The following is a 25,689-nucleotide window of genomic DNA, read 5'->3' on the forward strand; positions in this document are numbered from 1 at the left end:
TTGTATTAAGTTATGATGACTGTAGAAATTAAATAAAATGCTACGCTTATGACAGTTATGGCAAAAACCTTTTGGATTTGACTATTCTTAACTAAAGGCATCAAACTTCGACCAATCAACATCCCAGCCATGCAAGCTAAAACGAAAGTCAGCGTGACCGAAACGGGGTATTGAAAACCATCTAAAATATGAGCTGAAATGCTGACACCACCTATCAGGAAAATAATCATCAACGAGGTCGCAACAATACTGCGCATATCAAGATCAGTTACTTTACTCAGTGCTGGAACAATCACGAATCCCCCACCTACCCCAAGCAAACCAGTCAATAAACCTGCCACGACACCAATGGCACCGAGAGACAATGCAGTTTTCATGTTCCAAATCAGACGACCAGTTGTTTGGTTAACTTTACACAGCACACCTGTATGGTCATTCACTTTTTTAAAAAAAATCCGGTAAGCAACCACGAGCATGACTAAACTGAATGCTAAGGTAAGCCATACAGGAGAAATTATTCCTCCCAGATGCACACCATAACGTGCTGAAGGAATGCTAATCAGTGCAATCCAAAGCGCAGCCCGATAGCGTACTATCTTCTTAAATAAGCCTTCAAATGTTCCAACCAAGGCAGATAAAGTGACTGCAAGCAAGCCAACAGGTGCAGCTTGTGCGACCGTCCATCCTTGACTTGCCATCAGTGCGGGTACGGCCAGAATGCCACCACCAGCACCGGTTAACCCAAGCAAACCACCGATGGCCAGTCCTTCAAGTATTAGCATCCACATCGCTACTGCCCCCCCTCTATTACCAAACCAATTAAACAAAACTTGTTGTTTAATCTTAAAATTTGCCTATTTGAAGTAATTCAGTGGAAGTTTTAAATAAGAAACACCATTCTCTTCGGGTTCAGGGAATTGTCCTGCTTTCATATTGATCTGTATCGAAGGTAAAATCAGTTTGGGCATACTTAAACCCGCATCGCGCTTATTACGCATTTCAACAAAATCATCTTTGGTCGTGCCGTCGTGAATATGGATATTCTGATTTTTTTGAGTCTGAATATCCGTTTCACACATATAGGTATCGCGCTTTTCTGGCAAATAATCATGGCAGAGAAATACACGTGTTTTCTCAGGCAGTTGATACAAACTTTGTATTGAATCAAAAAGGATTGATGCGCTTCCCTTCGGGAAATCACAGCGCGCTGTTCCATAATCTGGCATGAATAAGGTATCACCCACAAACACGGCATCACCGATGACATAACTCAGGCAAGCAGGCGTATGTCCCGGTGTTGGAATGTTATAGGCTTTCAATGTTCCGATTTGGAACGACTCATGATCTTCAAATAAATAATCAAAGAGCTGCTGGGCATTCCATTGTTTAATATCCAGATGATAAATCGCACCAAAGGTTTCCTGTACAATGCCAATTTTCTGGCTCATGGCAATTTTGCCACTTAACTCAGCTTTGAGATATTGTGCAGCAGTCAGATGATCAGCATGTACATGGGTTTCGAGAATCCACTCAACCGTTAAACCCTGCTCTTTAATATAGGCAATAATTTTATCGGCATGAATAGTGGATGTACTTGCTGATGCCGGATCATAATCCAGAACGCTATCAATAATGGCGCAGGCTTTGGTCGCAGGATCACGTACAACATAACTGAAGGTATTGGTATCTTCGTGAAAAAAATCCTTTACTATAGGTAAGTTTGACATCGTTAAGCTCCTGACCATTTACGGTGAATCCATACACCCACCAGCATTGCTACAATAAAATAGAGCACTTGATAGTGGCCCAAACCGATCAAGGTAAAACTTGGTGCCGGACAGATGCCGGCAATGCCCCAACCTGCACCAAATAAAACCGCACCCGTGATCAGCTTCTTGTCTATCTGATTATTTTTAGGTAAATCAATAGGTTCATTAAATACTGTTTTCGGTTGTGCCGTACGTAATACTTTCTGGAAAGGAATAAAGGCCACCGCAATCGCGCCCATCATCACAAAGGCCAGACTAGCATCCCAGTCACCAAACAGATCCAAGAAATCGAGTACTTTTTCCGGATTGGACATACCCGATACCATCAACCCCACAGAGAACAGTGCACCAAATAAAAAGGCAAACAGATTTTTCATTTTAGAATGCTCCTGTGATATGACGGATAATATAAACAGCGACAAAACCTGCAAACATGAAAGTCATGGTCGCGATGAAAGAACGTTTAGACATGCGACTGATGCCACAAATTCCGTGACCACTGGTACAGCCCGAACCTAAGCGCGTCCCAAAACCCACCAGCAGACCTGCCACAATCATCATCAGTGGGCTGGCATTCAATTCGATTTCAGGTTGTACAAACAGACCATAAATAAACGGTGTGAGAATCAAGCCTGATAAAAACCAGATTGCAGGTGTTTTAAACATGGTTTTTGAGTTTAATACTTGCCCAATCAAACCACTGATTCCTGCAATACGGCCATTGACGTAAAGATAGCCAACCACGGAAAGCCCGAGCATTAAGCCGCCAATAAATGCGATGAGGAAGTCATGCATGATGAATTAATCCCTACATAATATATTTTTTTATATTATATAATAAAAAATATTAATCAAGCAGTTTTATGGTAAATTATGTAAACTGCACGGGCTACATCAAAAGTTGTGAGGACATTTATGGATATGATTGCTGAAAATGCCAAAATTGATTTTTCTCAAGTCGATTTCGTCAGCCAATGCCTGAAAGTTTTGGCCAATCCTGATCGCCTGAAAATCTTATGTGTACTGGTGGATGGGGAAATGAATGTTCAGGAAATTGAAGAATCCACTGACATTCATCAACCTACACTTTCACAACAACTGACTATCCTACGTAAGGCTGACATGGTCAGCACACGACGTGAGGGTAAACAGATTTTCTATCGTCTGAGTGATCCCAAGGTCTTAAGTTTGATGCAAAAGCTGTACGAGCTGTATTGTGCGAATTAATCCGCTTAGTACAGCCAAAAAGAAATGATCAGAAGCAGTAAACCTTTGTTTTTTTAATACTCTTAATATTGAAAAATCTTGTACTCATTTTTTCTCTAGATTAGATTTAGTGAACTAAATCTGAAAAATATTTTATTCAAATTACACAGGGTTATAATTTATCGATTTACAAGTTTGTTCTTATATCGTGCTAGAATTTTGAGGTCTACTCAATGTTTTGAACTGCTTTTACCAGAAGAGTGATCTACATTCCGGCTCATTCCATCTCGTGTTTGGAATCACTCTGAATTCTCCCATCCACCAAATTAATGGTTCGATCACAGGTCGCCGATAATCTAGGATCATGAGTCACCAATAAGACTGCACAGTCATGTTCGCGATGTACTTTACGAAATAATTCAAACATTTCCGCAGCAGTTTGAGTATCCAGATTACCTGTCGGTTCATCGGCCAACAATAGTGCAGGCTGAGTAATCAGTGCACGTGCAATCGCTACGCGTTGCTGCTGCCCTCCAGAAAGCTCATTGGGTTTACGGTCAGCGAACTTATCTAACCCTACAGCGGCCAATAATTCATGGGCATATTGCAACGCAGATTGATCTGGCTTACCTTGCTTCAGCATTAATGGCATGAGTACATTATGTAAGGCAGTAAAAGCCTGTATAAGATGATGGAACTGAAACACAAAACCTATACTATTGCCTCGTAATGCTGTCCGAGCCGTATCATCCATACGGCTTGTAGCCTGCCCCAACAAGTACAACTCACCACGACTAGGCTGATCTAATAAGCCGAGAATATTCAGTAAAGTACTTTTGCCTGAACCAGAAGGACCAATTAATGCAGCAAAGTCATTCCGTTGAATACACAGGTCAATTCCATGTAATACCTCCACTTCATTAGGCTGCCCAACATTGTAAGACTTTCGCAATGCTTCTAAACGCAGTACTTCCTGAGATGGATCAAACATGACGAATTGCCTCCACAGGATCAAGTGCAGCAGCCCGACGGGATGGTATTGCAGCAGCCAAAATACCTGTCACTGTCGCCAAGAATAATGCCGACAAGATAAGCTTGATTGAAATCGAAATATAAAACAAGCCGGGACCAAACTGATTAAATCCCCAGATCAAACCATAACTGACTACACTACCAAGCATCGAACCAAGCAGACCAAAAATTGCTCCCTGAAACAAGAAAACTCTTAAAATTTGTGCTTGTGTCGCCCCCGTCGCACGTAAAATACCGATTTCCCGAGTCCGTTGCACCACACTCACCGACATCACACTGGCAATGCCAAAAGCGACTGAAATCCCTACAAAAACAATAATCATGTTTGTAGAAAGACTTTGAGCGGTAATCGCATTCATTAATTGAGCATTGGTTTCAATCCAGCTTTCTGCTTTTAATCCTGTCAGGCGTCCAACTTGTGAGGCAATTTGATCCGCCTGAAAAATATCTTGGATCGTCAGATCAATCACGGTGACCCCACCCGGCAAATTAAGTAAAGATTGCGCCTGTTTCAAATCCAGATAGACATAGCGCGCATCCAATTCACGCACACCCAATTCAAATATTCCAGAGATGTTCACAACTGCATTTTTCTGTTGCCCGGTATCTAATCTTAATTTGCTCCCAACTTGCACACCCAAATCTTTGGCTAATTGACGCCCAATTAATACATTATCCGCACTGACCTGTAATTCACCACTCACCATATATTGCTTCAACGGAATAATCTGTTGATAACGTTCAAGGTTGATACCAACCAATGCAATAGATTGAATCGCATCTCCGCGCTGTACAAATGCAGGACCTGAGACCACAGGAGAAACCGCAGTCAACACCGGTAAATGATCTAAAGTCCCAGTAATCTGCTGCCAATTATTAATAGAACGTAAGCGTTGTGCACGCTTATCTTCTTGTAACAACTGAAGTATTCCTGCTGCTGGTGGCACAATACGATTCACCTCATCTGGTGAGAGCAAACGAATATGCGCCTGTGTCCCTAAAGTTCTTTCTACAATATTCGATTGTAAACCCTGAATTAAGGCGCTAATGAACACAATGACGGCTACCCCCACCGCGACGCCAATGGTAATCATCATCGACTGTGTGCGACCCTCTCGCAAAAAACTGATTGCGATGGTCCACTCGGTCCAAAGTCGCCTAAAAAAGTTTTTCAATCGAATTTCACCGGTAATTCATTTTTGCTATTTTTCTGATCCGTTTGACTCTGGAAAACAGGTTTAGTTTTCTCTATTCGGACACGAGTTCCATCTTTAAGCACTGATTCTGCATCGGTAAGGACGTGATCACCTTCTTTCAATCCAGCTACAACTTCCGACATGACCAAACCACGTAAACCCAGTGTGATGGGATGACGTTGAATTTTTCTATCTCTTACTAAAATAACCATAGCCTTGTTTCCACTTATACTGCTTAAAGCATCATTTGGAATGACCAGGGTTCGCTCGCGCTTGTTGGTTTCAACATTTACCGATACCGTCATGTCTTGACGCAAAAAATCAGGGACTGGATCAACTGTTAATCGAACGTCTATTGTGCCACGTTGAGCATCAATACTTGGGGCAATAAAATTAATATGGGCAGGAAAAGGTTGATCTGGATAGGCATCCGTAATCACTGATGCTTTTTGTTGTAAAGCCAGCAGTGGTAAATTTCGCTCATCAAATGGCACTCGTATTTCAGTCGCGCCATCCAGTGCAATAGTGAAGAGAGTCTGACTCGGTTGTACCAAATCCCCTGGCTCAACATTACGGGTTAAAATAATACCTGAAACTTCTGCGCGAATTTTGGTCTTGGCGAGTTGCGCTTGTAATGCAGCGAGTCGTTCACGTAATTTTGTCTCTTCAACTTTATCTGGGGCAAGTGAAGCAACTTTTAATCGAGCTGATTCCAAATTATTACGGGCGAGTTTTTCTGCCTCTATCGATTTCTCCCTTTCCTCTGCTGATAATATTCCTAATTCGGTATTTCGTCTGCGTACCGCCTCTCTTTGAGCCTGTTCTAATTGCACTTTGGCATTCGCTAAATCGACTTCTGCTTGCGGACGTCTAGTGGTTGCGAGTTCCTTTAATTCAGCTTCTGCCTGCCGCACCTGCGCTGAAATTTCATCAGATTTCAGTACTAAAAGAACATCCCCTCGAGAGACCCGATCTCCCTCTTGAACCAAGCGCTCAAGAACAACCCCTGTAATTTCACTACCAATCTGAGTCCGAGATACTTTCTCTACCCGTCCTGAAGCAACAACTGTCTGAATCAATGGACTAGATACGACTTCATAACTAGGTAACAATGGTCCTTGCCACCAGCGATATATAGCAAAACTGACGAGCAAAACCAGTAGTATGATCATGATCCAAGGCTTATAACGGGTAACAAGCAATTCCATTCTCCAAGCCAGATTAAAGAAAAGTTTTTGAATTGAATAATTAATGTCTAGTTAAATATATATAAAAATTTAGTTACAACACAGCAAATTAAAAAAGCACACCATTTTTATTAAATTATTTTCTCTTACTGTTATAGTTTTTTCATAATTTTGATTAAAAAAACAAACAAAAAATAAACCTATATTTCTATATATTTCATAATTTTATATAAAATAATAACACGTTTGAGACTTTAACATTCCAGCTATCAATAACGTAATACATAGCCATATTTAGTAAAGTAGCTGTGGATGGTGGCAGCATAATTCATAATTTAACCCATTAAAATTTCTTATAAATTTAATAAAGTGATTACCCTTATTTACCCCTTGTTGATCTATTTCATTTGTTCCACTTTAAGTTTCAAATGACCAAATCGATATCCGTGAGTTGTATTTATACCTCCGAAATCATTGCGATTCTAAAGCAATCGTGGAATGTAAGTGGTGGCCGTTTAAATGAAAAATATCGTTCATGGAACTATTGGCAACCATTCTCTGCTACCGTCTTAAAAATGTTAGAACAAATGCACACACCCAACGATGTAAAGCACTACTAAAGTGCTTTACTTCTTTAGCGAGTTAAAACCCTACATAAAACTTCTCAATCAACTGGCGTGTCTTGACCAGCAAATTGCTAAACACGTTCTCCCGCTCAAACAGCTTAACCTTATAGTTTGGCAAGTCTTTCAGTTCTTCCTTCCGTGGTAAGCGTTTGGTGAACTCATAATGTTCCAGAACCTGCTTCATCGCTTCTGGTTTCAGGTTTTCCTCGGCACAGAGATGCTGATAGGCCTGTTCTTTTTCAGCATCCCAAAATGCAGCAAAAGCCGTTTGGACGCTTTGCCCATTGATCATTTTCGGCATGTTTTCTTCAATGAATTTTTGAATCAGGTCTTGCTTATCGTGCAAGCTAATATCACTACTGATTAAATCGTAAATTTGCGCTTGGTACTTCTTACGCTTGTCCTCTGAGTCTGTATCCACGACTAGTTGTAGAAGGTTGATGATATAACCAACATTAATGCGGTCACTGTGCAGTAAATCCAGTTGAAAATCGACATCATCCAGTACCGATACTTTTTCTTTCTTGGTGGTCTTTCTAACGGCACGACATAAGTCAGCATACTTGGAAGCAAAGTTGGCAAAGTGCTGTTTATCCAGTTGTGTTTGGTCTTGATCGTACTCAATAAAAGTTTGTAATTGCGCGTTATAGCGCATCACTTCACGGAAAGCTTTAATAAATTCCAGTTGCTGTTCTTCAGTAACAAGATCATCGACTGATTGGTAATTGGGCGTTAAGGCAAACAGTTTGCTCACCGCTGCTTGGTAATCCTTTTCGATTTCCGCATAGCTGGGAACAAGGACGATCTTGGTCGTTTCTTTATTGGAAAATAGTGCCAGCGCTTCATCCGTTGCACGTTTTAGGTTACGGAAACAGATGATATTGCCAAATGGTTTTTTATCGTTGTAGACACGGTTGGTACGTGAGAATGCTTGAATCAAGCCATGATATTTTAGGTTTTTATCGACATACAAGGTATTTAACGGCTTAGAGTCAAAGCCAGTCAGGAACATATTGACCACGATTAGAATATCAATCTGCCTGTTTTTTACGCGCTGTGCAATGTCGCGGTAGTACGCATAAAATTGATCACCAGAATTGTAGTTAGTTTTGAACTGTCGATTGTAATTCGCAATGTAGCGATCCAGCTTATCCCGACTGGATGAGTTGACCTGACTTGGAATATCTGCGGCTTCTTCGTGAATCAAGCCAGTTAAGTCATCAGTCGGTACAGCCTCATTTGCCGCATAGGAAAAGATGGTGGCAATAGTCAACGGTTTAAATATCCGACCTTGTGCTTCATCTTCAATTTGCTTTTCAGCCTGCACCTTTTCAAAGAGGTCATAATATTGGGTCAGTGTTTCGACCGAACTGACACAGAACATTGCGGTAAATTCACGATTACGGGTTTTGGTATCGTGAATATTGACAATGTAACGGGCAATCATTTCAAGACGTTGCGGATTGTCATACAGTTCTTTGGTATCGATGCCTTCTACATCTTCCTCATAACTTTCATTGGTCGCCATGCCTTTGGCGGTGTATTTGCCACGATAATCAATTTGGAACTGCAATACGTTACGGTCACGGATGGCATCGACAATCACGTATTTATGCAAACATTCATTAAACAGGTAATCTGTGGTCAGTTTTAAACCTGCTTTGCTTTGGCTATTCTTTTCAAAAATAGGCGTACCGGTAAAACCAAACATTTGTGCATTGCTGAAGAATTTTTTGATGTTCTGATGGGTCTCACCAAATTGACTGCGATGACATTCATCAAAAATAAAGACCACTTTTTTATTTTTAAGATAATCAATCGATTCTAAATAACGTTCAGTGCTGATGGCCCGATTGAGCTTTTGGATGGTGGTCACAATCAGTTTGTCATGACGTTGATCGAGCTGTTTTACCAAGGTCGATGTGTTATCGGTGCTGTCGACGCTGTCGGCTTTAAAAGCATTAAATTCGCGTGAGGTTTGCGTATCGAGGTCGTTACGATCGACCACAAACAGAACTTTTTCCACATCATGCATTTGCATGATGATCTGACTGGCTTTAAATGAAGTCAGGGTTTTGCCTGAACCTGTAGTGTGCCAGATATAGCCGTTCTGATCGGAGTTTTGCACATGCTCAACAATTTTCTGTACTGCATAAATCTGATAGGGACGCAGCACCATCAGGCTTTTGGTGGTTTCTAGCAGCACCATGTACTGAGTCAGCATTTGGGTCAGATGCTGCTGATTGAAAAAAGCTTCGGCAAAGTCGACAATTTCATTGATGTGTTTGTTGGTGACATCGGCCCATGGAAAGGCAAACTCGATGCCTGTGGTGCCGTTGGAGTAATAACGAGTATTGGCACCATTACTAATCACAAAGAGCTGAATAAAGCCAAACAGCCCTTGCCCTGCCCAATAGGCTTCACGAATATAGCGTTGGGTTTGATTAAAGGCTTCGGCGATTTCCATGCCGCGTTTTTTCAGCTCGATCTGTACCAAAGGCAAACCATTGACCAGTAAAGTCACATCAAAACGGCTGGTACGACCATTATAGTCGCGGTGATCGATGGTGATTTGATTGGTCACCTGATAGATGTTCTTGCTTGGGTCATCCGAGAGAAAAAAGATGTGTTTGCTGCTGCCGTCATCAAATTTGACTGGGAACAGATCACGTAGATTCTTGGCTCGCTCAAACACTGTGCCTGTGTTTAAAAAACTGATGACCTGCTTCCACTCTGTATCAGATAGTGGCGCTAGTCCATTGGCACGTTCAATCTGGGTTTTCAGGTTGGACAGTAGCTGGCTTTCGTCCTTGAGCGTCACTGATGAATAACCCAGTTGTTTGAGTTGATCAATTAGTTCGTTTTCAAGTTGATATTCACTTTGTACTGTCATTTAACCCTCTAATCTTTTAAATTATTCACGTCAATCTTGATTATCTATAATAAAAATTTAAGCAACTTCGATACCTTGCGCATCAAGATAATTATCTAACTCTTCTGAGTACGCATCATAATCTTGCTCAAACAATGCCTTGCTATAACTTAAACCACTAGGCAATTCAAATTGCTCATCAAGAAAATTATTAAATTCAGGATACTCCTCGTAACGGTAACTTTGTGTGTAAGAGAGATCAATTTTAAGCAGAAGAAGAAGCAATATATATGATAATCGATCTGTTGTTTGTGCAATAATCTGAGCTAATTCCACTCCAACTGAATAACTCTTTGGAAGAATTTTGCCGTGAGATATCTCACCAACATTATTTCTCATCTCCCCCAGAAAACGTATCCATTGATTAAGTGCTGAAAAGTAATTTTCTATGTCGCTTTTTGGCATTACATTTTCAATTGCTGAATGTTCGTAAATGCACTCCTTAGCTTTTTTAAACAAGCGCCCTAAATCCAATAAATTAATATCCTTAGCGTTTTCATACGGTCTAAGTTTTAAAATAATATTTTTAGCTATCGCTTCTATAAACGATTTACTACATTCAATCAGCGTATCTCCACACTGATTAGTTTGTTGATCAATTTGACTTAATAATCTTTCTAAATCTTGCAACCATTTATGTTTAGATGAATGTATTGCTATAAGTTCTCTGGATTTTTTCATAACAAAACCTATATAAACATCTGCTGCAACAAGCCTTTTTTCCACTGTTTGGCTTGTTCTATTTGCTGTGCCACGACTTCAATTTTTTGGTCAATGGCTGATAGGAAATAGGCGATTTTGGTTTGTTCTTCTACACTTGGATAATCAATCATTAGAGTTGAAAATGCTTGATAGCTAATTTGTTTACCATCACGTATACCAATAACTGTTGCACTTAGACGTTGAATAAAATCATTTGTTTTCAAGTAATTTTTATAAAAACCTGATGCAATCGGTTTTATTGATTTCAAAATAGTATAAGCAGGACTGCAAATACCATGATAGTTAGAATATTCAATACCACCCTGAAATGAACGCAAGCTAATAACAAAGTTACCTTTTTCAATTATTTTATAGCTTAAAACACTTGCATCAGATGATTTAATATCTATATCAATTTCATCTCTTGGAACAACACCCTTATCTTGCGTTGCAGCTAAGATTGTTAAGGTTCCATCATGGTTTTTATTTGAGTAGTTTTCAAAAATTTGATTTGCTTGAATAACCTCCCACTCCCCAAATTCACTCCCATCATCCGCTTTAAAACGAATCTGCTGACTAAACAGCTTTTGCATCATGCCTTGTTTATATTGGCTGAGCAGCTCATGTTTTTGCGTAAGTTGGCTAATCTTTTCATCAACTGCGGAAAGAAAAGAGGCGATTTTGGTTTGTTCCCCTAACGAAGGTATGGCAATGCTAACTTTTTTAATCATACCTCCTGTAACCAGAGGCTGCCCTGTGCCAAACACCAATTGATTGAGATTAAACTTGATTAATAACTCTCGTAAATAATTCAAATTCGTTTTATCAGATGTGCAAAGCATTAAAGTATTATCTGATACAGAATATTTACCCTTCACTTGATAAAGCGACCCAGCATTTGCTCCTACTCGAGCAATTAAAATTGCCTCATCACAATAATCATAGGAGTCCTTATATCCAATCACTCCAGTTGAACCATAAAAAGGAAACTCACCACTATCCTCTTTACTATCAGACTTTCCAGATTGTATTGAAAACCCCTCCAATTTCTCAAAGGTAGTGGTTATGTATTCACTCCCAAACTCTTTAAACCGTAACTTTGGTACAGCCATTACTTCACCTCCGCAAACGGTGAAACAATGCCTAGCTCTTTACAGAAATCCGTAATGATGGCATCGGTCTTTTGGCTGTCTTGCTCCAAAACTTGAAGCTGTTTTGCAATCGAATCTAAATCAATCTCGGCTTCCGCTTCAAAGGTATCCACATAACGCGGAATATTCAGGTTGTAATCGTTGTCTTTGATTTGCTGCAAATTCGCCACATGCGCATACTTTTCAATATTTTCACGCTTCTCAAATGCCGCAACAATCTTATCCAAATGCTCAGGCAATAACTTGTTTTGATTCTTCTGCTTTTCAAACTCGTTGCTGGCATCAATAAACAAAATATTGCCGCTATGCTCACGGTTTTTCTTCAACACCAAAATACAGGTCGGAATCGAGGTGCCATAGAAAATATTGGCGGGTAAACCAATAATGGCATCCACCACGTTCATCTGTTCAATCAAATACTGACGAATCACGCCCTCACTCGAACCACGGAACAATACGCCATGCGGTAACACCACCGCCATGGTGCCATTGTCATCCAATTGATACAGCATGTGCTGTACAAAAGCCATATCGGCTTTGGAGCTTGGCGCCAGTTTGCCATACGCAGCAAAGCGCTCATCTTGTAAAAATAACGGATCGGCAGACCATTTTGCAGAGAATGGCGGATTCGCCACCACCGCATCAAACTTTTTATCTAAATGCTGCGGACGGGTTAAGGTATTTTCCTGCTTGATGTCGAACTTGGCAAAATGCACATCATGCAGAATCATGTTCATGCGTGCCAAGTTGTAAGTGGTACGGTTCATCTCCTGACCGTAAATCATATCGACATCTTTCACTTCACGTTTTACCCGTAGCAATAACGAACCTGAACCGCAAGTCGGGTCATAGACTGAACGTAAACGCTCTTTGCCTTGGGTGACAATCTTCGCCAGTAAAGTCGATACCGTTTGCGGGGTATAAAATTCCCCCGCTTTTTTGCCTGCGCCTGAGGCAAATTCGCCAATCAGGTATTCATAGGCATCACCCAGTACATCGGCTTCGGTATTGGAAATATCAAAATCAATATCATCTAAATGACTGAGGACTTTCGCCACCAGTGCATTACGGTCACTGGCATTATTGCCAAGCTTGGTCGAGTTTAGATCCAAATCTTCAAACAGATTGGCAAAGTCATCGGCAGAGTCGGTGCCTAAAGTGCTTTGTTCAATTGATTTTAAGGTTGCAGTTAAATCATCTAGAATAAATTCGCCCTGACGACCACGCTCGGCTAAGGTATGGAATAGCTGTTTTGGCGTGAGCGCATAACCCACTTCGGCAATGGCATTCTTTTTAATTTCTTCGATGTATGGCACATGCTCAGAATTGCTTTCATCCAATTCAAGAAAACTGAGGTCTTCGCCATCCAGCAATTCATTGGCAAAGTTCACCGATTTTTCTGATAAATATTTAAAGAAAATAAAACCCAGAATGTAATCACGGAATTCATCGGCGCCCATGGTGCCGCGCAAAGTATTGGCAATATTCCAAAGTTGTTTTTGTAATTGTTGCAGTTGTACGTGGGTCATTGTTATAGAAGTCCGATGAAAAGAATAAAACATGACTAGTGTACCGAAAATTAAAGATATTTCAGCAGAAATTGGTTGGATAAAGACATAAACTGTCGCAATCAAATTTAACCACAACAACATTTTTATTTTTTGACTGCCGCCATTTGATATAAGTCAAATCTGATATACTGATTAAAATTTTTGGACTTAAGGAGCCTCAACGTGCTTAAGACAATTGAACAGAAAAAAAAATATATTCAAGCAACACGCTTACAGAATTATCGGGCTAGCCTAAAACTTGAAGGTCTTTCTCCTTCAACAACTACTTCAACTTTAAGCAAAGATCAAATCCTACAAAAGTATAAAAAGCTTTCAGAATCATAATTTGGTGATTTGATGGATAAATATGGTGAAATGGGAGATAGTCTTTACTGTTATCCAAACTCTAGTATTCTCAAAAACAAATTACATATCCAAGATGAAAAAATTTTGGAGCAGGCCGAATTAGAGCTATCTGAATATGCCAGTTTACACATTGAATATACTGAACCGCCTTACGATCTCCAATACCTAAAAAACATACACTACTCCTTATTTTCAGACCTTTATGAATGGGCTGGTGAACTTAGGCAAGTTGATATTTCAAAAGGTGATACACGCTTTTGTACTTTTAGTCGTATTGAAGTTGAAGCCAATAAGCTTTTTAAACAACTTCAATCTCCAAACTATTTTCAACATCTTAAAAAGCAAAAGCTTATTATGCAGCTTGCCGATTTTTATTGTGAACTTAATGTCATTCATCCCTTCCGCGAAGGTAATGGACGCACTCAGCGCATTTTCTTTGAACATCTTCTCGCCTATTGTGGTTATGGTGTTGATTGGTCTCAAATAGAATCTCAGGAACGTTGGATTCAAGCTAATGTTGAAGGGTTCTATGGACACTTAGATGGATTAATTCAAATCTTCGAGGAATGCATAGTCATTCCCAAATAAAAAAATAAGGGAGCTTTTGCTCCCTAATTATTCACGGCTCGCCAACTTACTTTCAATCCACTGATGAATCTCATAAGCTGACCAACCGATACGGTTTTGGGTGATTTTTACTTTCTTCGGAAAAGTCGGATCATAGTAAGGTGAGTATTCATCCATCATTTCATAGATTGTTGATCTACCTACACCAACAAATTTAATGACATCTTTAATACTAATCAATTGATTCATTTGAAAAGTTTGTCCAACAAACGCATTCATGAAGTTTACTCCAAATCAATAATGCGAGCGTTACTGCTCAAATAATCAGGAGGTCTGTAAAAATTAACTAATTCACTGCCCTCACACTCCCATGTAAGCCTTTTTGCATATCCTGTACAAATCCATCATCTTGATTGAGCTTAGGTATACTCTTGGCATTCGAATCAATAGGCTGTTGCTCAGCTTTAGACGATTCTTCTGCATGGAACTCCTCAACTAAATCCAAACCTTCCTCAGCATTCAACTCAAACTGTGCATTACCATAACCCTGCCGTGCCATTTGATCTAAAGCTGCTTGATTAAAACCACTCAACTTACTTTTCTGATCAATCTCCTTAGCTGTTTGAATTGCCTCCTGTAAATGAATACCTTCACGTAGTGTTAAATCCACGTAATACACAGGCGTACGATAACTTTGTGTGGTGCTCTTACCTCTTAAAGTGAGTTGCAGAGGTAGACAGGAAAGCAAACCATTCGATGCAGCATGGTAGTAACTGAGTCGTGCCGCCAAAGTCCGAATGCTGTTAAAACCAGTAGTTCTAAAAACAAAAGTACCTAGCTCATCTGACTCATCCAAATTCACATATAAACGCCCATAAGGCTTACATAAGCCACCTTGTGCCAATGAGCATAGGTCAGGCGATGGACAAGGATGATGCTCAATCCCTTGATTGGTCAGTCGCTGGCAAGTTTCACCATTGCCAATACACACGGGACGACCTGTTTGACGGTCGAATAAGGTGTATTCAGCTCTGAGATTAAGTTCAGGATCATTAAAGATCATCCGCACGGGTATGCTTCTGAGTTTTTGATTGGATGCTTTGGCACGAAGCTGCTCATCTAAGGGATGTTTGACCCAGCCCTCTTTATTTTGGATTTGGCTTGTAATGGTGAATTGATCATCCTTTTCAGGGACGCGTTTACCATTTTTCTCGACCATCTTGCCGATACTGATCCGCCCAAGTATTGGCGGAGTAATCGCTAAACCTTTGATCATGTTGCTTTCCTCTTTATTTAAATTGAATAAGCATCAAAAAGCCCATCCTGTGGGCATGGGCTGATATGAGCTTGCTTGTTTGCACTGAGTGATGTTGATGTGGGTAAAATTTGACTTATCCACCATTGGCATAAATCTGAAAACGCCGTGTCCCTGATTTATGTTGCGGAAACTGATTTAAATATTCAGGGTGTGAGTCTAATAAAGCCTTTGCATTTAAGCTGACAGTGTCCTTAGACTTTTTCCACGTCACTGAACCTGCTTTAAAGGTTGCACGTTCAGCTTCTTGCATCTTGGCTTGTAGCTGATGTTTAAGTAGGTCAAATTGCTCTTGGTGCTTTTCAACTTGATTGCGTACTCGGATCAGTTGTTCAAACTGTTCATTGGCTTGCTCATCTTCAGATAGATCCGTGGTGCTGAGTGGTACATGTTCGGGATAAAGCAGTTGTAAAGCTTTAGCTGCCGATTCACTGGCATCCGCTTCAGGTGGAGTATCCTTTTCCACACAATCCCAAAAGTAACGTTCCGCATTAATGATGTGTTGTATCACCGATTCAGAACGAGTGACTTTAAAGATTCGGGTTTCATGTCCACAGATCAATACGCAAATATGGGCTGCCTTTTTACCTGTCACCGCCAATTGATGTTGTACCTGACATAAGACATATAACGGCACACCATCTCGCCATAGCTTGGCACCATACTCCCCTGCGGTTTTACACTCCAGTATTTGTACATCGGCATCTCCAACAACTGAGTAATCCAAGTTTGCTAACATAAAATGCTTGTCTGGATCAGGGTGTTGTAATACAGCATTGACTCTACGCACTTTGTACTTGGTATGCATGCTGTAGTATTCAGCCACTAAAGGCTCAAGCCGTTTACCCCAGTACAAAGGTGCATGGCCTTCACTATCTTCTTCAATGCTTTGTTGAATGCGTCCTGTCTTAATCATCCATAGTTCCAACATCGACATATAGGGATTGAGACCGCAGGCTGCGGCACAGTCACTGCTACCGATCCCTTTTCTACGGACTTCTAACCATTCGGCTTGAGTCATATTTTTAGTCTCGACAAAACGTTTTGCGGTAAACAGCTTTGGGCGATTGGTGTGGATATTCAGTGTTGCGTTGTTTGCATGAATTACGGCTGAGTTCATAGCGATTTCCTGTGATTGTTAAATTTTGGGCATAAAAAAAGCCGTGTCCGAAGACACAGCTTTTAAATAAAGTCGTTAGGTCATTTTGTAGGTTGAACGTTTAAGTATGGCGGTACGGCAATGAATCAGCTTAGGCTAATAATAGGTGCGTTTAAATTAGGCCAACATGCGTAAAGCCTGTTCCAGCCCCCGTTGTTTAAGTCCAGCACCTGCACCAAACCATGCGGAATCCAGACGATGGTCCTGACTCATGGCTCGACGTTCATGATCGGCAAATTCAGTAATTGAGCACAGCAAACCATAAGCGGTATCTTTAGCTGAACTGAGTTCTGCCCCACGTCCATGCCCATTAAACATGGTCATGACTTTCGACATGGCGCGTCCATTGGGTTCAGTCTTGTTTTCAGCTTTGGTAGCTGAATTGGCTTGGGTGGCGACATTACGATAGAACTGAATAATGCCTTCGTCCTGCTCCACTGGGCTTAAGCTGGTATTGTTAAACACGGCATCAAAATAGGCTGCTGCTTCAGTCTGTGTGACTTTACGTTGACTGAGCTGTTTCATTTCATACATGTGTTCATCCCATGCACGCACGGATATACCCAATTGTTGCTTAATTTTCTCGGCATCAAACTTGGTACTGTGCGGCACCTTGACTACACCTGCACTTGAGTTTTGTCCCTTTAAGGCAATGGCTAAGGTGTTATTACATACCACACGAATACTGGTGAATTGTGCTGTGGTTGCAAGTGTCCCGTCACAGGCTGTGGCTAAGAGGATGTAACCATTACTGACATCTTTACCCTTGAGTGCTGAAGTCTGCCCTGTCCGTGCCAATGCCCAGAACTTCTTCCCACCTTTCAGTACACCCGCGGTTTCCAGTTCAAAGCCTGATTGTTCGGTCAAATCACGATAAAATTCTAAAATCTGTTTGGGTTGTACTTCTTGATAACGTTGGCTGACGACGGACAACGGTGCATGGGTATCAGAACGATATAAAACACGTTGCTCTTCATACGGCATGATGATGCTTTGGCCTCGATCATTTTTAGCCATATAACTGACATCAGAAGATTCAATGCGCCAATCCATGCCTGCCTGCTGTGCCCAGACTTCAATCGGCTGATTTTGGCTAAGTTGATTACCTAAGCCATGCCAAGGGGTTTCGCCAACATACGCCATTTGTTCAAGTTGATGTGCCATGATTTTAATTCCTATAAAAAGTTGAATTGCTGTAAAAGGTCATTGGATAAATTCATTTAAAAATTAGTTACGGATGCTTGGACTAAAATCGCGGTCACAGTCATTGCAGTAATAATGATGGGTATAGACAGGATGCAAACTGTCTTGAACTTCATCCTCGGTCATCAGCATCCAAATACCTCCGATCAACACCCCGACGAGGGCGCCTGCAATCGGGGGAATATTTAAACTTTTAGAAACACTGATGCCCAAGGTCGCCAATGCCAAAGGTGACATCACATTGTTTTGCGCTGAAGGTGAATTGCTGTTGATGACTAGATGTTGTGGGGATTCCAGCAGTACCGTGTCTCGGGACTGACAATAAGGACATGGCAAACTCATCTGAATAATTCCTGTAATAAAAATGAGTGAAATAAAAAAAGCCTGCTTTGGGTGAAAGCAGGCAAAACGTGAATTGGGTTATTGCATAGGGCTGTTTTGAAGGAGCCACATGCTTCTCATTCAGATGATATGTATCTGTATTTTTTTAGAATGTGATTTTAATCGATGCTTTTTTAAATCAATTTTAACGACTTGATAAAGGGATCAATTGACCTGATTTTTATCAGCGATTATGATGCAAGGGCTGGCCTACATTGCCAGTCGGTTTTGACAGACCGCAGATCCAGCACGGTATATGAAAGTAATTTTGTATGTCGTGGAACCCTCGTGTCCCCCTGTTGTTGCGGTAGGACGGGAGGGGGACGCCTTGTGCGTGCTGGTTCCTTGGATCCCAGTCTGTCAACCCCTTCTCGTTCTGCCACCATAATCAATTGACAGTGATTCGGTAGAACTTCTTATAATTCCAAGGAGTCATCTATCATGATTCAATTTACTGTGCTTTCTTCCCCTGCACTCGCTTCATTTATACCCACTTTCCGATTTCGGTATTGCATTCCGATTCCTACATTTTATTTAACTTCTGTGCACTGATTCATTTCACCGCACTGTTCAACCACTGAGTTTTTCATTCAGGGGCTGCTTTGTGCTGGAACAACATTATGAAATTGATCGCACAGCTCATTTTAATTGTCGTCGTCGTGGCGATGCTAGGCCCCTTTGTTTTTGTGCTTGGCGGACTATGGCTGCTGATTTATCTGGCAGGCTGGCATAAATAAACCCATCCGTATGACTTTAGAACAATAGATAACAATGATTTGGAACAGAAATGAAATATCAAACTTGGTTTGGGGTAATCACCATTGCCTTCAGTAGCACCCTGCTGACTGCCTGTGACAGCAAGGTCAAACGTGACTTTAAAGCAGGTTGTCAGGCAAGTGGTTTAGATCGATCTACCTGTGGCTGTATTTACGACAAAGTCGAAGCACATTACTCGCCTGAATTTATGGAAAAAATGGCGGATGTCACAGTTCGAGAAAGCATGCAACCACCTGAAGATTTTAATGTGGTGATGGCACACGCTGTTCAGCAATGTCAGTCATAAATTCAAGTATCTGGGGAAACACATGAAAAACTATTTAATTATCGGCTATGTGCTGATCGCACTGATTTGCTCAGTGTATTTCAAGAATTGCAGCAGTACCGCACATTACAGCTATGCCTACAATCTCGGTAAAGCGGTGGTTTGGCCTGTCACGATTTTTAAGAACTAAGCCATAGGAACCGAACACATGAAAAAACTCATCTTGGCCTGTGGCCTCAGTCTGATCTGTACCTCACTGTTTGCACAATCCAATTCAGCAACTGTGATTGTTAAAAAGATCGAAGGCTTTAGTGAATCAGGTGATGCCTTTAGTTTTAAGAGCACCACAGGCAAACGCTATCAAGTTTATAACGCAGGTGGGAGTAATCCAATTCAGGGCGAAGAACTGATTTCTAATTCCATCAAAAGCAAGAAAGCCATTTGCCTACGTTTAGATGCAGATAAAACAGAACCGCGTTTGGTGCAATCAGTTCACAAAGGTAAATGCAAATAAACATAAAGAACGAACAACGACTTTATTCATAGATGAAATAAACAATTTTTTAGGAATTCAGCCATGAAACTGATTCACCCGATGCTGTTATCCAGTGTATTAATACTGGGCTTAACCGCATGTAGTCCAGCCAAAGAATCTCAAGCAACAGTAGAACCAAAAGTAGCAGCAGAGCAAAATACGCAAACACTTGAAACAAGCAATACGGATAGCACTGAGCATGTGCCCTTTACCGATAAATCATTTTTAGAAAATGGCGCTGATGCTGAGCAAATGACTGAACTGTCACAGGAACCGCCTTTACAGGAAGAATTCGAAGTCCATGTCCGTCGTGATGAATCACAATACTCCATGACAGGCTATGTTGATAAGCTCAATATCATGTCCCTGAATAATGATCCAACCAGTTTAACCAACGTATCAATCAACCGTGGCAATTGTAGAACCAAAGGCTTTTATGATTATCAAAATATGCGCTATGGCTCAGTAGCGCAGGTGTATCTCGGTTGCGCTGCTGAAAATGTGCGTGAAGTGACCCTCACCACCAACAGCGGATTGACCTATACCTATAATTTTTAATCATGAACAATAAGGCAGCTTTGTTTTCTCTTCTGTGTCTATGGGAATAACCTTCATTCCCATAAGACCACCCATTAATACATGTTAGAACAACATGTTCCATCTTCTTTAAGCCAAACTCAGGCCTATCCGCTGACAATCAAAGGTCTTTCTACGATGCCTTGTCACTCTTAAATAATAATTTCTAGCATGGTTATTCATACGAGCTTTTATAATCTGCAAAGCACGTTGAATCTGTTTGTCATCATAACAATTCACTGATAATCTTTTTTGATCATGTTCTTCAAACTGCACTGCACCATAATCATTGGTGATTTCCATCCATTGTTCACCAATTTTACGGGCATGATCAGTTAAGGTGACAGCTTGTACTTGTCCAGCATAGATACAGAATAACTGAACATAGTAGCCCTGTTCTGGATCATGTTTGATCTGCCAAATCACAGAGTGAATTGAACGAAACAGCTCAGTATCTCTGGATCGAATTAACTTTAGGAAAGCACTGAGGTAAAGATCAAGATCATATAGTCGAATCACAGATAGCGCTTCAGGTTTAATGCCTAAACAAATTGGAAAGATGGTCAATTGATCCTGCTGCTGCATACACTCCAATAGAAAGCGTTCAACCTTCTTCACCTCGGCTTTATGCTGCTTCTGATCGGCTTGATAATCCGCTTCAATCAACCCAGCTTGATCTTGTACATATTTTATAAAACCTTCCACCACATGATCGGGTAAGTCTTGAATAGAATCGTAGAACTTAAACGCATTAGCTTTAAAGATGATTTGCTCAAGATACTTAAACACAATAATGGCAGCGATGTAATTATTCCCGTCCACAAAGAAACGTCTGGATTTCTTAATCAACGGAATGATCTGCTGTTTGAATTGTTCAACACTGATTTGATTGGCTAAGATTGCTTGAATAAAGTTTTCAATTTCACAAAATGTTTGAGATTCATTGTAAGTCGTCATGGTAAAACACATCCTAAGTTATTTACTTCATAGACTTAGGAGTGCCGTAACTTTTTAATGGTGAATTAATTTAGAATCCACATTGCTGCAAAGTTTGTGCAACACCTCTACGCCAATGTACTTCAAATTGACCCGTACCAAAGCTGCGCATTCGAGGCAACTTGGCCCGTAAATGCTGTGCATACTTTTCAGGATTGACCAGATACATGGCTGCATTCAGTGCATTCGCTACCTCCACGGAATTACTGCATCGAATAGGTCCTACCCCTAAACGATCATTCCGCATAAACTTCTGCTTATGCTCCGTAGTATTACAATTAAAGTGCACGCCAATATTGCCCGTAATACTGTTCCACATTTGCCAAACCTGATCCGCGAGATACCAGTCATTCTGACGTTTAGATGGATCATAGATCAGCAATAAGTGGCAATGATAGCCTTTATCTCCCCCCTGCTCTAATGCCCATGCATAACCCCGTAAACCCATGAAACATCCATCTTGATTTGCGATACGATTTCTTAAAATACTCATATGCTGTTGAACATTCTCAATACCAATATCAACCTGTTGCTCTTTGAGATAACCTAAATCGACACGTACAAATAATAGCTCAGAATAGTGGGTAATGAGTTTAGTCAGATACTGATGTAGTGAATTTCGATTCTGCTCTTCTTGTTGGATAAAACGGGCATGCTCTTTCCAGTATTCATTTCGATATTGGCTGAGTACACACCATAGGGTTTGAACTTGCTGAATATTAAAATTTAAGATGTATGACGCAGATTGCCCATTCAGAAAGTAATCAATCCAGTACTTACACTGAATAAAATATTGGATGGATTCAACGTAGTGAAGCTGTACTGAATAGAAGTGTTGAAAGGCTTCATATAATATACTGAGTGACTGTTTGAACTGTTGTTCACTCATCTGTTCGAAACAGACGTCATAGACAAAGTCTTCAATCGCAGTGCAAAGATTAGATTCATTCCAGATAACTGTAGTCAAATTCATGTCGTGATACTCATCATGTTAGGATTCATATCACAACCATGTCTGTAATCTTTTAATTGTTCACCCATATATATGAGTAAAGAATCACTCAATATAAAAATAAGATATTGATAATTATATAATTAATATTAGATATAATAATATTAATAACCTGTTAAGCCAGATCCACGACTCAACAACGAATCGACAAGACTGGCATAGCCTGAATTACAGTAAATTACTCAACATGGATCAGCTAAAGTTAATTTATTTTCTGGACTTCGATTTAAACGTTAAGCTAATATCTCGATCTGAAGTCTTATTGACCAATAGACTTTTCAACGTTTGCTTTAACTCAGGCGGATCATAATATTTTTCAGATTTGGTCAGATAACCAATCACCCTTTTTTTAAACTGCTCTCGCTCTTTGTCGTTACTTGCTTTGATATGACAAAAACTTTTTTTAAATTTTGCTGGGGCAGTTGCAATATGAGCATGGTGACATAGACCTTGTCCATGCGTAATCTCTTCACACCAATAAAAGTTTAAAGCGTGTTGAAGAGCATTCATCTCCCCGACATCTTGGGTTGGAAAAATAAATATGATTCGATAATACAACCCACTCTTTGCATTTGACCATTCCCACTTACCAATATACCCGATTGCTCGTCTCAGTGGGTCTACATTTCTCGCATTGTTGAGAAATTTGGTTTTGAGCTCTACTAAGCTCATGGTCTTTTGGTCTGGAAAAGTAATTTGCAGTGCACCACTAACTAAACCAAACTCTAAACAAACAAATGTCAAATCACCATTTTGATGAAACAACTCATCAATGTAATTCCCATATTCACGGTATTTGGTTTGTGTCTTTTTGACTATTTTTTTTTCTGAATCAATAAACTCTTTCACATTGAGAGCTGATCTCAAGTGATTTACAAAATTATTAATATTTCTTCTGTGCACATATGTCAATTGGATATCGAGAACCGGAATCTGCTCAATCGGTGTATTTGGGTAATTCTGTACAATTTCAGGCACTGTTTTCCAATCAGGTTGTTGATTCTGATGATGTAAAATATTAACAAAAGTCTGTACATTTTGACTAAGGTGATGATAAGACGGGAAAAAAGTTTCCGTATTTACGGCTTGATAGTAAACAAAATCATATGGATTAAAACGATTCGATAGTGCTGTGGGAAAAAAATAAAAAGTTCCATCTGATGCTGGGACTGGCCGAAACAAATTACTCTTATATTTTGAAATATAAGCGATAAATTTCTCTATTTTGGCTGCTCGTTGAAAATTTTCATGATAAAGATTCGAAGTAAAACCCGTACTCTTTGTGTCAAAAAAATGAATATTTTGCTCCAATTCTTGTATGAGAATGTCAATCTCATCAATCAACTGATCTATCGAAATCTTCAAGAAAAACCACCATTTTTACAATAACTTAATAGAAAATTAAAAATTAATAACCTAATTTAGTGTATATAAAAAACCAAAATAATTACTTGGATTTTAAATTTATGTATAAAAAAACATTCTACCCAATAAGACAATCATTTTTTTATTGAATTTTTTGTATGATTGTATTTAATTGGTCATCTCGTTCCTTAACATCATTAAAGTACCACTGAATTATCAAACCATTTATCATATTGAATTGAATGCCATATCTTAATCCCATATCACTTGGAATTTGGGTAAATTGTTGACTATAAACTTGATGCACACTAAAAGATAAAACCTGTGTTAAATTCACGATATGATTGATATGAAAATTAATATGTTGCCCATTTTCATCAATAATATTATCCAAATTAATAAAATTTACTGACGGGATTGCAAACATTGTTAATATCCTTGTTGTTGTAAGAAAAAAGTTATTTTTAATTTAAAAGTAAAAAAAATCTAGTCGTTTCAACCAGATTTTTAAAAAATAATTTTAAGAAATAAAGCATATGTTTACTTTTTTTTCATAGTATTGCATTATCCAAGACGAAGTTCCGATTTAGCCTTTTAACAATTCGTCATTTAACCACTTTATTACCTGATCCCCATACCACTCCATTATCTTTACTCGCTCCTCCCAATATTGGGCACGGTTATATGCGGAACGGATTCTATTTTGGGGCACATGAGCAAGTTGACGTTCAATCGCATCAGGATTAAATAGATTTGACTCATTTAATACGGTACTGAATAGTGAACGAAAACCATGAGTCGTCATACGACCTGCATAACCTGAACGCTTAATCACCTGTAAAATCGTCTCACTACGCATCGCTTCCTTGTTATTCAAGCGATGAGGAAATAACAAGTCTTGATTATGGGTCAAACGCAATGCCTGAAGCTCCTGGATCATCATATCAGTCAAAGGCACCCGATGAGGCAAACGGTTCTTCATACGCTCTTCAGGAATATCCCATTTACGTCCTGCTAAATCGAATTCCTCCCATCTCGCTTGAAGCAACTCACTTACACGTACACCCATCAGCATGATCAACATAATGGCATGTTGTGTCTGGGCATCACTTGGATAAGCACGTACCTTCGCTAAAAATTGTGGCATTTCAGAAGCAGGTAAAGATGCAAGATTGGTGACTTTCTTTGATTTCAGAGCATAGACCAAATCACCTGCGGGATTATCGTAACGGTAGCCATGCGCAATCGCATACTTCATGACCATGCCACATCGTGACAAGGTGCGTTTGGCTACTTCTAACGATCCACGGGCCTCGATTTTCTTAATTGTTTTTAATATGTCAGGCGCAGTGATTTTATTGATACGCTGATCACCTAATGAAATGTACAGTTCATCTAGAGAAGCTCGAACATTCAAAATATGTTTATGCGACCAGGTTTCTTTTTGGTTATGGAACCAGTCTTCTGCAACTTCCCGAAAGAGTGGCTTGAGCTCTTCCATCCCATCTGCACGAGAAAACTTGTATTTAAGCTCATAGGCTAATTCACGAGCTTTTTTAAGTCCTATATCAGGATATTGACCGAGAGACTCGGATCTGCGCTCCCCATTCACAGTGAACCGTAGATTCCAATATTTTTTCCCATTGGGGTTTACTTGTAGAGATAGGCCATTGGAGTCTGAAAGACGATATTGTTTATCACGCGGTTGCGCCTTTTTACATTCTATATCCGTTAAAGCCATTAGATCTTTTCCCCACTAGCGATCGCTATTCTGTGACTTATTAATTCATTCTGCACTGGAGATATGCGGGAAGATTCGGG

The 25,689-nt window shown here is 40.0% G+C and carries 27 protein-coding genes and 2 pseudogenes; 7 read left to right on the forward strand and 22 right to left on the reverse strand.

The genetic code is table 11. The annotated features are described in order from the left end of the window. Positions 1-5: 5 nt before the first annotated feature. The 4 genes from FB6_RS15375 to FB6_RS15390 all read right to left on the reverse strand — a co-directional run bounded on the left by FB6_RS15375 (position 6) and on the right by FB6_RS15390 (position 2,564). Positions 6-788, reverse strand: a complete 783-nt coding sequence (locus FB6_RS15375; RefSeq protein WP_017395158.1) for a sulfite exporter TauE/SafE family protein — start codon at positions 786-788, stop codon at positions 6-8. A 66-nt stretch (positions 789-854) separates the two neighbouring features. Next, positions 855-1,727 (reverse strand): MBL fold metallo-hydrolase, encoded by an 873-nt coding sequence (locus tag FB6_RS15380; RefSeq protein WP_125281767.1) that lies wholly within the window; start codon positions 1,725-1,727, stop codon positions 855-857. 2 nt (positions 1,728-1,729) lie between these two features. Continuing rightward, a complete protein-coding gene (locus FB6_RS15385) occupies positions 1,730-2,146 on the reverse strand; it encodes a DUF6691 family protein (protein ID WP_106986400.1) in 417 nt (138 codons plus the stop codon). Between the two features lies 1 nt (position 2,147). Continuing rightward, positions 2,148-2,564: a YeeE/YedE family protein gene (locus FB6_RS15390; RefSeq protein WP_005400072.1), complete on the reverse strand. Its 417-nt coding sequence runs from the start codon at positions 2,562-2,564 to the stop codon at positions 2,148-2,150. A gap of 120 nt (positions 2,565-2,684) precedes the next feature. Between FB6_RS15390 and FB6_RS15395 the strand changes: the two genes are divergently transcribed. Further along, complete coding sequence (locus FB6_RS15395; RefSeq protein ID WP_174560777.1) at positions 2,685-2,996, forward strand: ArsR/SmtB family transcription factor; 312 nt, start codon at positions 2,685-2,687, stop codon at positions 2,994-2,996. Positions 2,997-3,252: 256 nt separating this feature from the next. Here the strand turns inward: FB6_RS15395 and FB6_RS15400 are convergent, their stop codons facing one another. From FB6_RS15400 to FB6_RS15430, 8 genes and pseudogenes are all read right to left on the reverse strand, one after another. Beyond that, positions 3,253-3,966: an ABC transporter ATP-binding protein gene (locus tag FB6_RS15400; protein WP_004984479.1), complete on the reverse strand. Its 714-nt coding sequence runs from the start codon at positions 3,964-3,966 to the stop codon at positions 3,253-3,255. Next, positions 3,959-5,182, reverse strand: coding sequence for an ABC transporter permease (locus FB6_RS15405; RefSeq protein WP_174560778.1), 1,224 nt, complete (start codon positions 5,180-5,182; stop codon positions 3,959-3,961). Before FB6_RS15405 ends, FB6_RS15400 begins: the two co-directional genes overlap by 8 nt. Further along, positions 5,179-6,405, reverse strand: a complete 1,227-nt coding sequence (locus FB6_RS15410) for an efflux RND transporter periplasmic adaptor subunit (RefSeq protein WP_174560852.1) — start codon at positions 6,403-6,405, stop codon at positions 5,179-5,181. Before FB6_RS15410 ends, FB6_RS15405 begins: the two co-directional genes overlap by 4 nt. A gap of 627 nt (positions 6,406-7,032) precedes the next feature. Next, the gene (locus FB6_RS15415) at positions 7,033-9,909 is read right to left on the reverse strand and encodes a type I restriction endonuclease subunit R (RefSeq protein ID WP_174560779.1); all 2,877 of its coding nucleotides are present in this window, start codon (positions 9,907-9,909) and stop codon (positions 7,033-7,035) included. A gap of 57 nt (positions 9,910-9,966) precedes the next feature. Next, entirely contained in the window at positions 9,967-10,629 is a 663-nt protein-coding gene (locus FB6_RS15420; RefSeq protein WP_016658953.1) for a hypothetical protein, read from the reverse strand. Between the two features lie 8 nt (positions 10,630-10,637). After that, positions 10,638-11,342, reverse strand: a pseudogene (locus tag FB6_RS16765) (restriction endonuclease subunit S); the annotation flags it as partial. Further along, positions 11,337-11,762: pseudogene (locus FB6_RS16770) on the reverse strand (restriction endonuclease subunit S); the annotation flags it as partial. The pseudogenes FB6_RS16765 and FB6_RS16770, both read right to left, overlap by 6 nt. After that, on the reverse strand, positions 11,762-13,330 hold the full coding sequence (locus FB6_RS15430; protein ID WP_174560781.1) for a type I restriction-modification system subunit M: 1,569 nt from the start codon (positions 13,328-13,330) through the stop codon (positions 11,762-11,764). The pseudogene FB6_RS16770 and the gene FB6_RS15430, both read right to left, overlap by 1 nt. A 204-nt stretch (positions 13,331-13,534) precedes the next feature. Here FB6_RS15430 and FB6_RS15435 point away from each other — a divergent pair, with 204 nt between their 5' ends. Further along, positions 13,535-13,696: a YhfG family protein gene (locus FB6_RS15435; protein WP_004694826.1), complete on the forward strand. Its 162-nt coding sequence runs from the start codon at positions 13,535-13,537 to the stop codon at positions 13,694-13,696. A gap of 12 nt (positions 13,697-13,708) precedes the next feature. Next, positions 13,709-14,305 carry a putative adenosine monophosphate-protein transferase Fic gene (locus FB6_RS15440; RefSeq protein ID WP_114392441.1) on the forward strand — a complete coding sequence of 199 codons (597 nt, stop codon included), beginning with the start codon at positions 13,709-13,711 and terminating at the stop codon, positions 14,303-14,305. Between the two features lie 27 nt (positions 14,306-14,332). Here the strand turns inward: FB6_RS15440 and FB6_RS15445 are convergent, their stop codons facing one another. The 5 genes from FB6_RS15445 to FB6_RS15465 form a co-directional block, all read right to left on the reverse strand. Beyond that, positions 14,333-14,563: a helix-turn-helix transcriptional regulator gene (locus FB6_RS15445; protein WP_067670005.1), complete on the reverse strand. Its 231-nt coding sequence runs from the start codon at positions 14,561-14,563 to the stop codon at positions 14,333-14,335. Positions 14,564-14,630: 67 nt separating this feature from the next. Then, a complete protein-coding gene (locus FB6_RS15450; protein WP_058869074.1) occupies positions 14,631-15,560 on the reverse strand; it encodes a recombination directionality factor in 930 nt (309 codons plus the stop codon). A gap of 115 nt (positions 15,561-15,675) precedes the next feature. Beyond that, positions 15,676-16,719: a YqaJ viral recombinase family protein gene (locus FB6_RS15455; protein WP_058869073.1), complete on the reverse strand. Its 1,044-nt coding sequence runs from the start codon at positions 16,717-16,719 to the stop codon at positions 15,676-15,678. 156 nt (positions 16,720-16,875) lie between these two features. After that, entirely contained in the window at positions 16,876-17,922 is a 1,047-nt protein-coding gene (locus FB6_RS15460) for a DUF932 domain-containing protein (protein WP_114392443.1), read from the reverse strand. A gap of 63 nt (positions 17,923-17,985) precedes the next feature. Continuing rightward, positions 17,986-18,303: a hypothetical protein gene (locus FB6_RS15465; protein WP_114392445.1), complete on the reverse strand. Its 318-nt coding sequence runs from the start codon at positions 18,301-18,303 to the stop codon at positions 17,986-17,988. 826 nt (positions 18,304-19,129) lie between these two features. On the opposite strand from FB6_RS15465, the gene FB6_RS15470 reads away from it, so the two are divergent. The 4 genes from FB6_RS15470 to FB6_RS15485 all read left to right on the forward strand — a co-directional run bounded on the left by FB6_RS15470 (position 19,130) and on the right by FB6_RS15485 (position 20,477). Further along, positions 19,130-19,405 (forward strand): hypothetical protein, encoded by a 276-nt coding sequence (locus FB6_RS15470; protein WP_114392449.1) that lies wholly within the window; start codon positions 19,130-19,132, stop codon positions 19,403-19,405. A gap of 22 nt (positions 19,406-19,427) precedes the next feature. Beyond that, the gene (locus FB6_RS15475; RefSeq protein WP_004984451.1) at positions 19,428-19,574 is read left to right on the forward strand and encodes a hypothetical protein; all 147 of its coding nucleotides are present in this window, start codon (positions 19,428-19,430) and stop codon (positions 19,572-19,574) included. Positions 19,575-19,592: 18 nt separating this feature from the next. After that, positions 19,593-19,898 carry a hypothetical protein gene (locus FB6_RS15480; protein WP_174560782.1) on the forward strand — a complete coding sequence of 102 codons (306 nt, stop codon included), beginning with the start codon at positions 19,593-19,595 and terminating at the stop codon, positions 19,896-19,898. A gap of 63 nt (positions 19,899-19,961) precedes the next feature. Then, positions 19,962-20,477 (forward strand): hypothetical protein, encoded by a 516-nt coding sequence (locus FB6_RS15485; protein WP_114392454.1) that lies wholly within the window; start codon positions 19,962-19,964, stop codon positions 20,475-20,477. Between the two features lie 108 nt (positions 20,478-20,585). On the opposite strand, the gene FB6_RS15490 is transcribed toward FB6_RS15485, so the two are convergent. From FB6_RS15490 to FB6_RS15510, 5 genes are all read right to left on the reverse strand, one after another. Further along, positions 20,586-21,452: a hypothetical protein gene (locus tag FB6_RS15490; protein WP_174560783.1), complete on the reverse strand. Its 867-nt coding sequence runs from the start codon at positions 21,450-21,452 to the stop codon at positions 20,586-20,588. A 70-nt stretch (positions 21,453-21,522) separates the two neighbouring features. Next, positions 21,523-22,464, reverse strand: coding sequence for a YagK/YfjJ domain-containing protein (locus FB6_RS15495; protein WP_174560784.1), 942 nt, complete (start codon positions 22,462-22,464; stop codon positions 21,523-21,525). A gap of 246 nt (positions 22,465-22,710) precedes the next feature. Continuing rightward, complete coding sequence (locus tag FB6_RS15500; protein WP_174560785.1) at positions 22,711-23,868, reverse strand: hypothetical protein; 1,158 nt, start codon at positions 23,866-23,868, stop codon at positions 22,711-22,713. A 142-nt stretch (positions 23,869-24,010) separates the two neighbouring features. Continuing rightward, complete coding sequence (locus FB6_RS15505) at positions 24,011-24,295, reverse strand: hypothetical protein (protein WP_174560786.1); 285 nt, start codon at positions 24,293-24,295, stop codon at positions 24,011-24,013. 159 nt (positions 24,296-24,454) lie between these two features. Continuing rightward, complete coding sequence (locus tag FB6_RS15510) at positions 24,455-25,609, reverse strand: tyrosine-type recombinase/integrase (RefSeq protein ID WP_174560787.1); 1,155 nt, start codon at positions 25,607-25,609, stop codon at positions 24,455-24,457. Positions 25,610-25,689: the final 80 nt, after the last annotated feature.

Origin of the sequence: Acinetobacter bouvetii (assembly GCF_902753875.1) — a bacterium.
Lineage (GTDB): Bacteria > Pseudomonadota > Gammaproteobacteria > Pseudomonadales > Moraxellaceae > Acinetobacter > Acinetobacter bouvetii_A.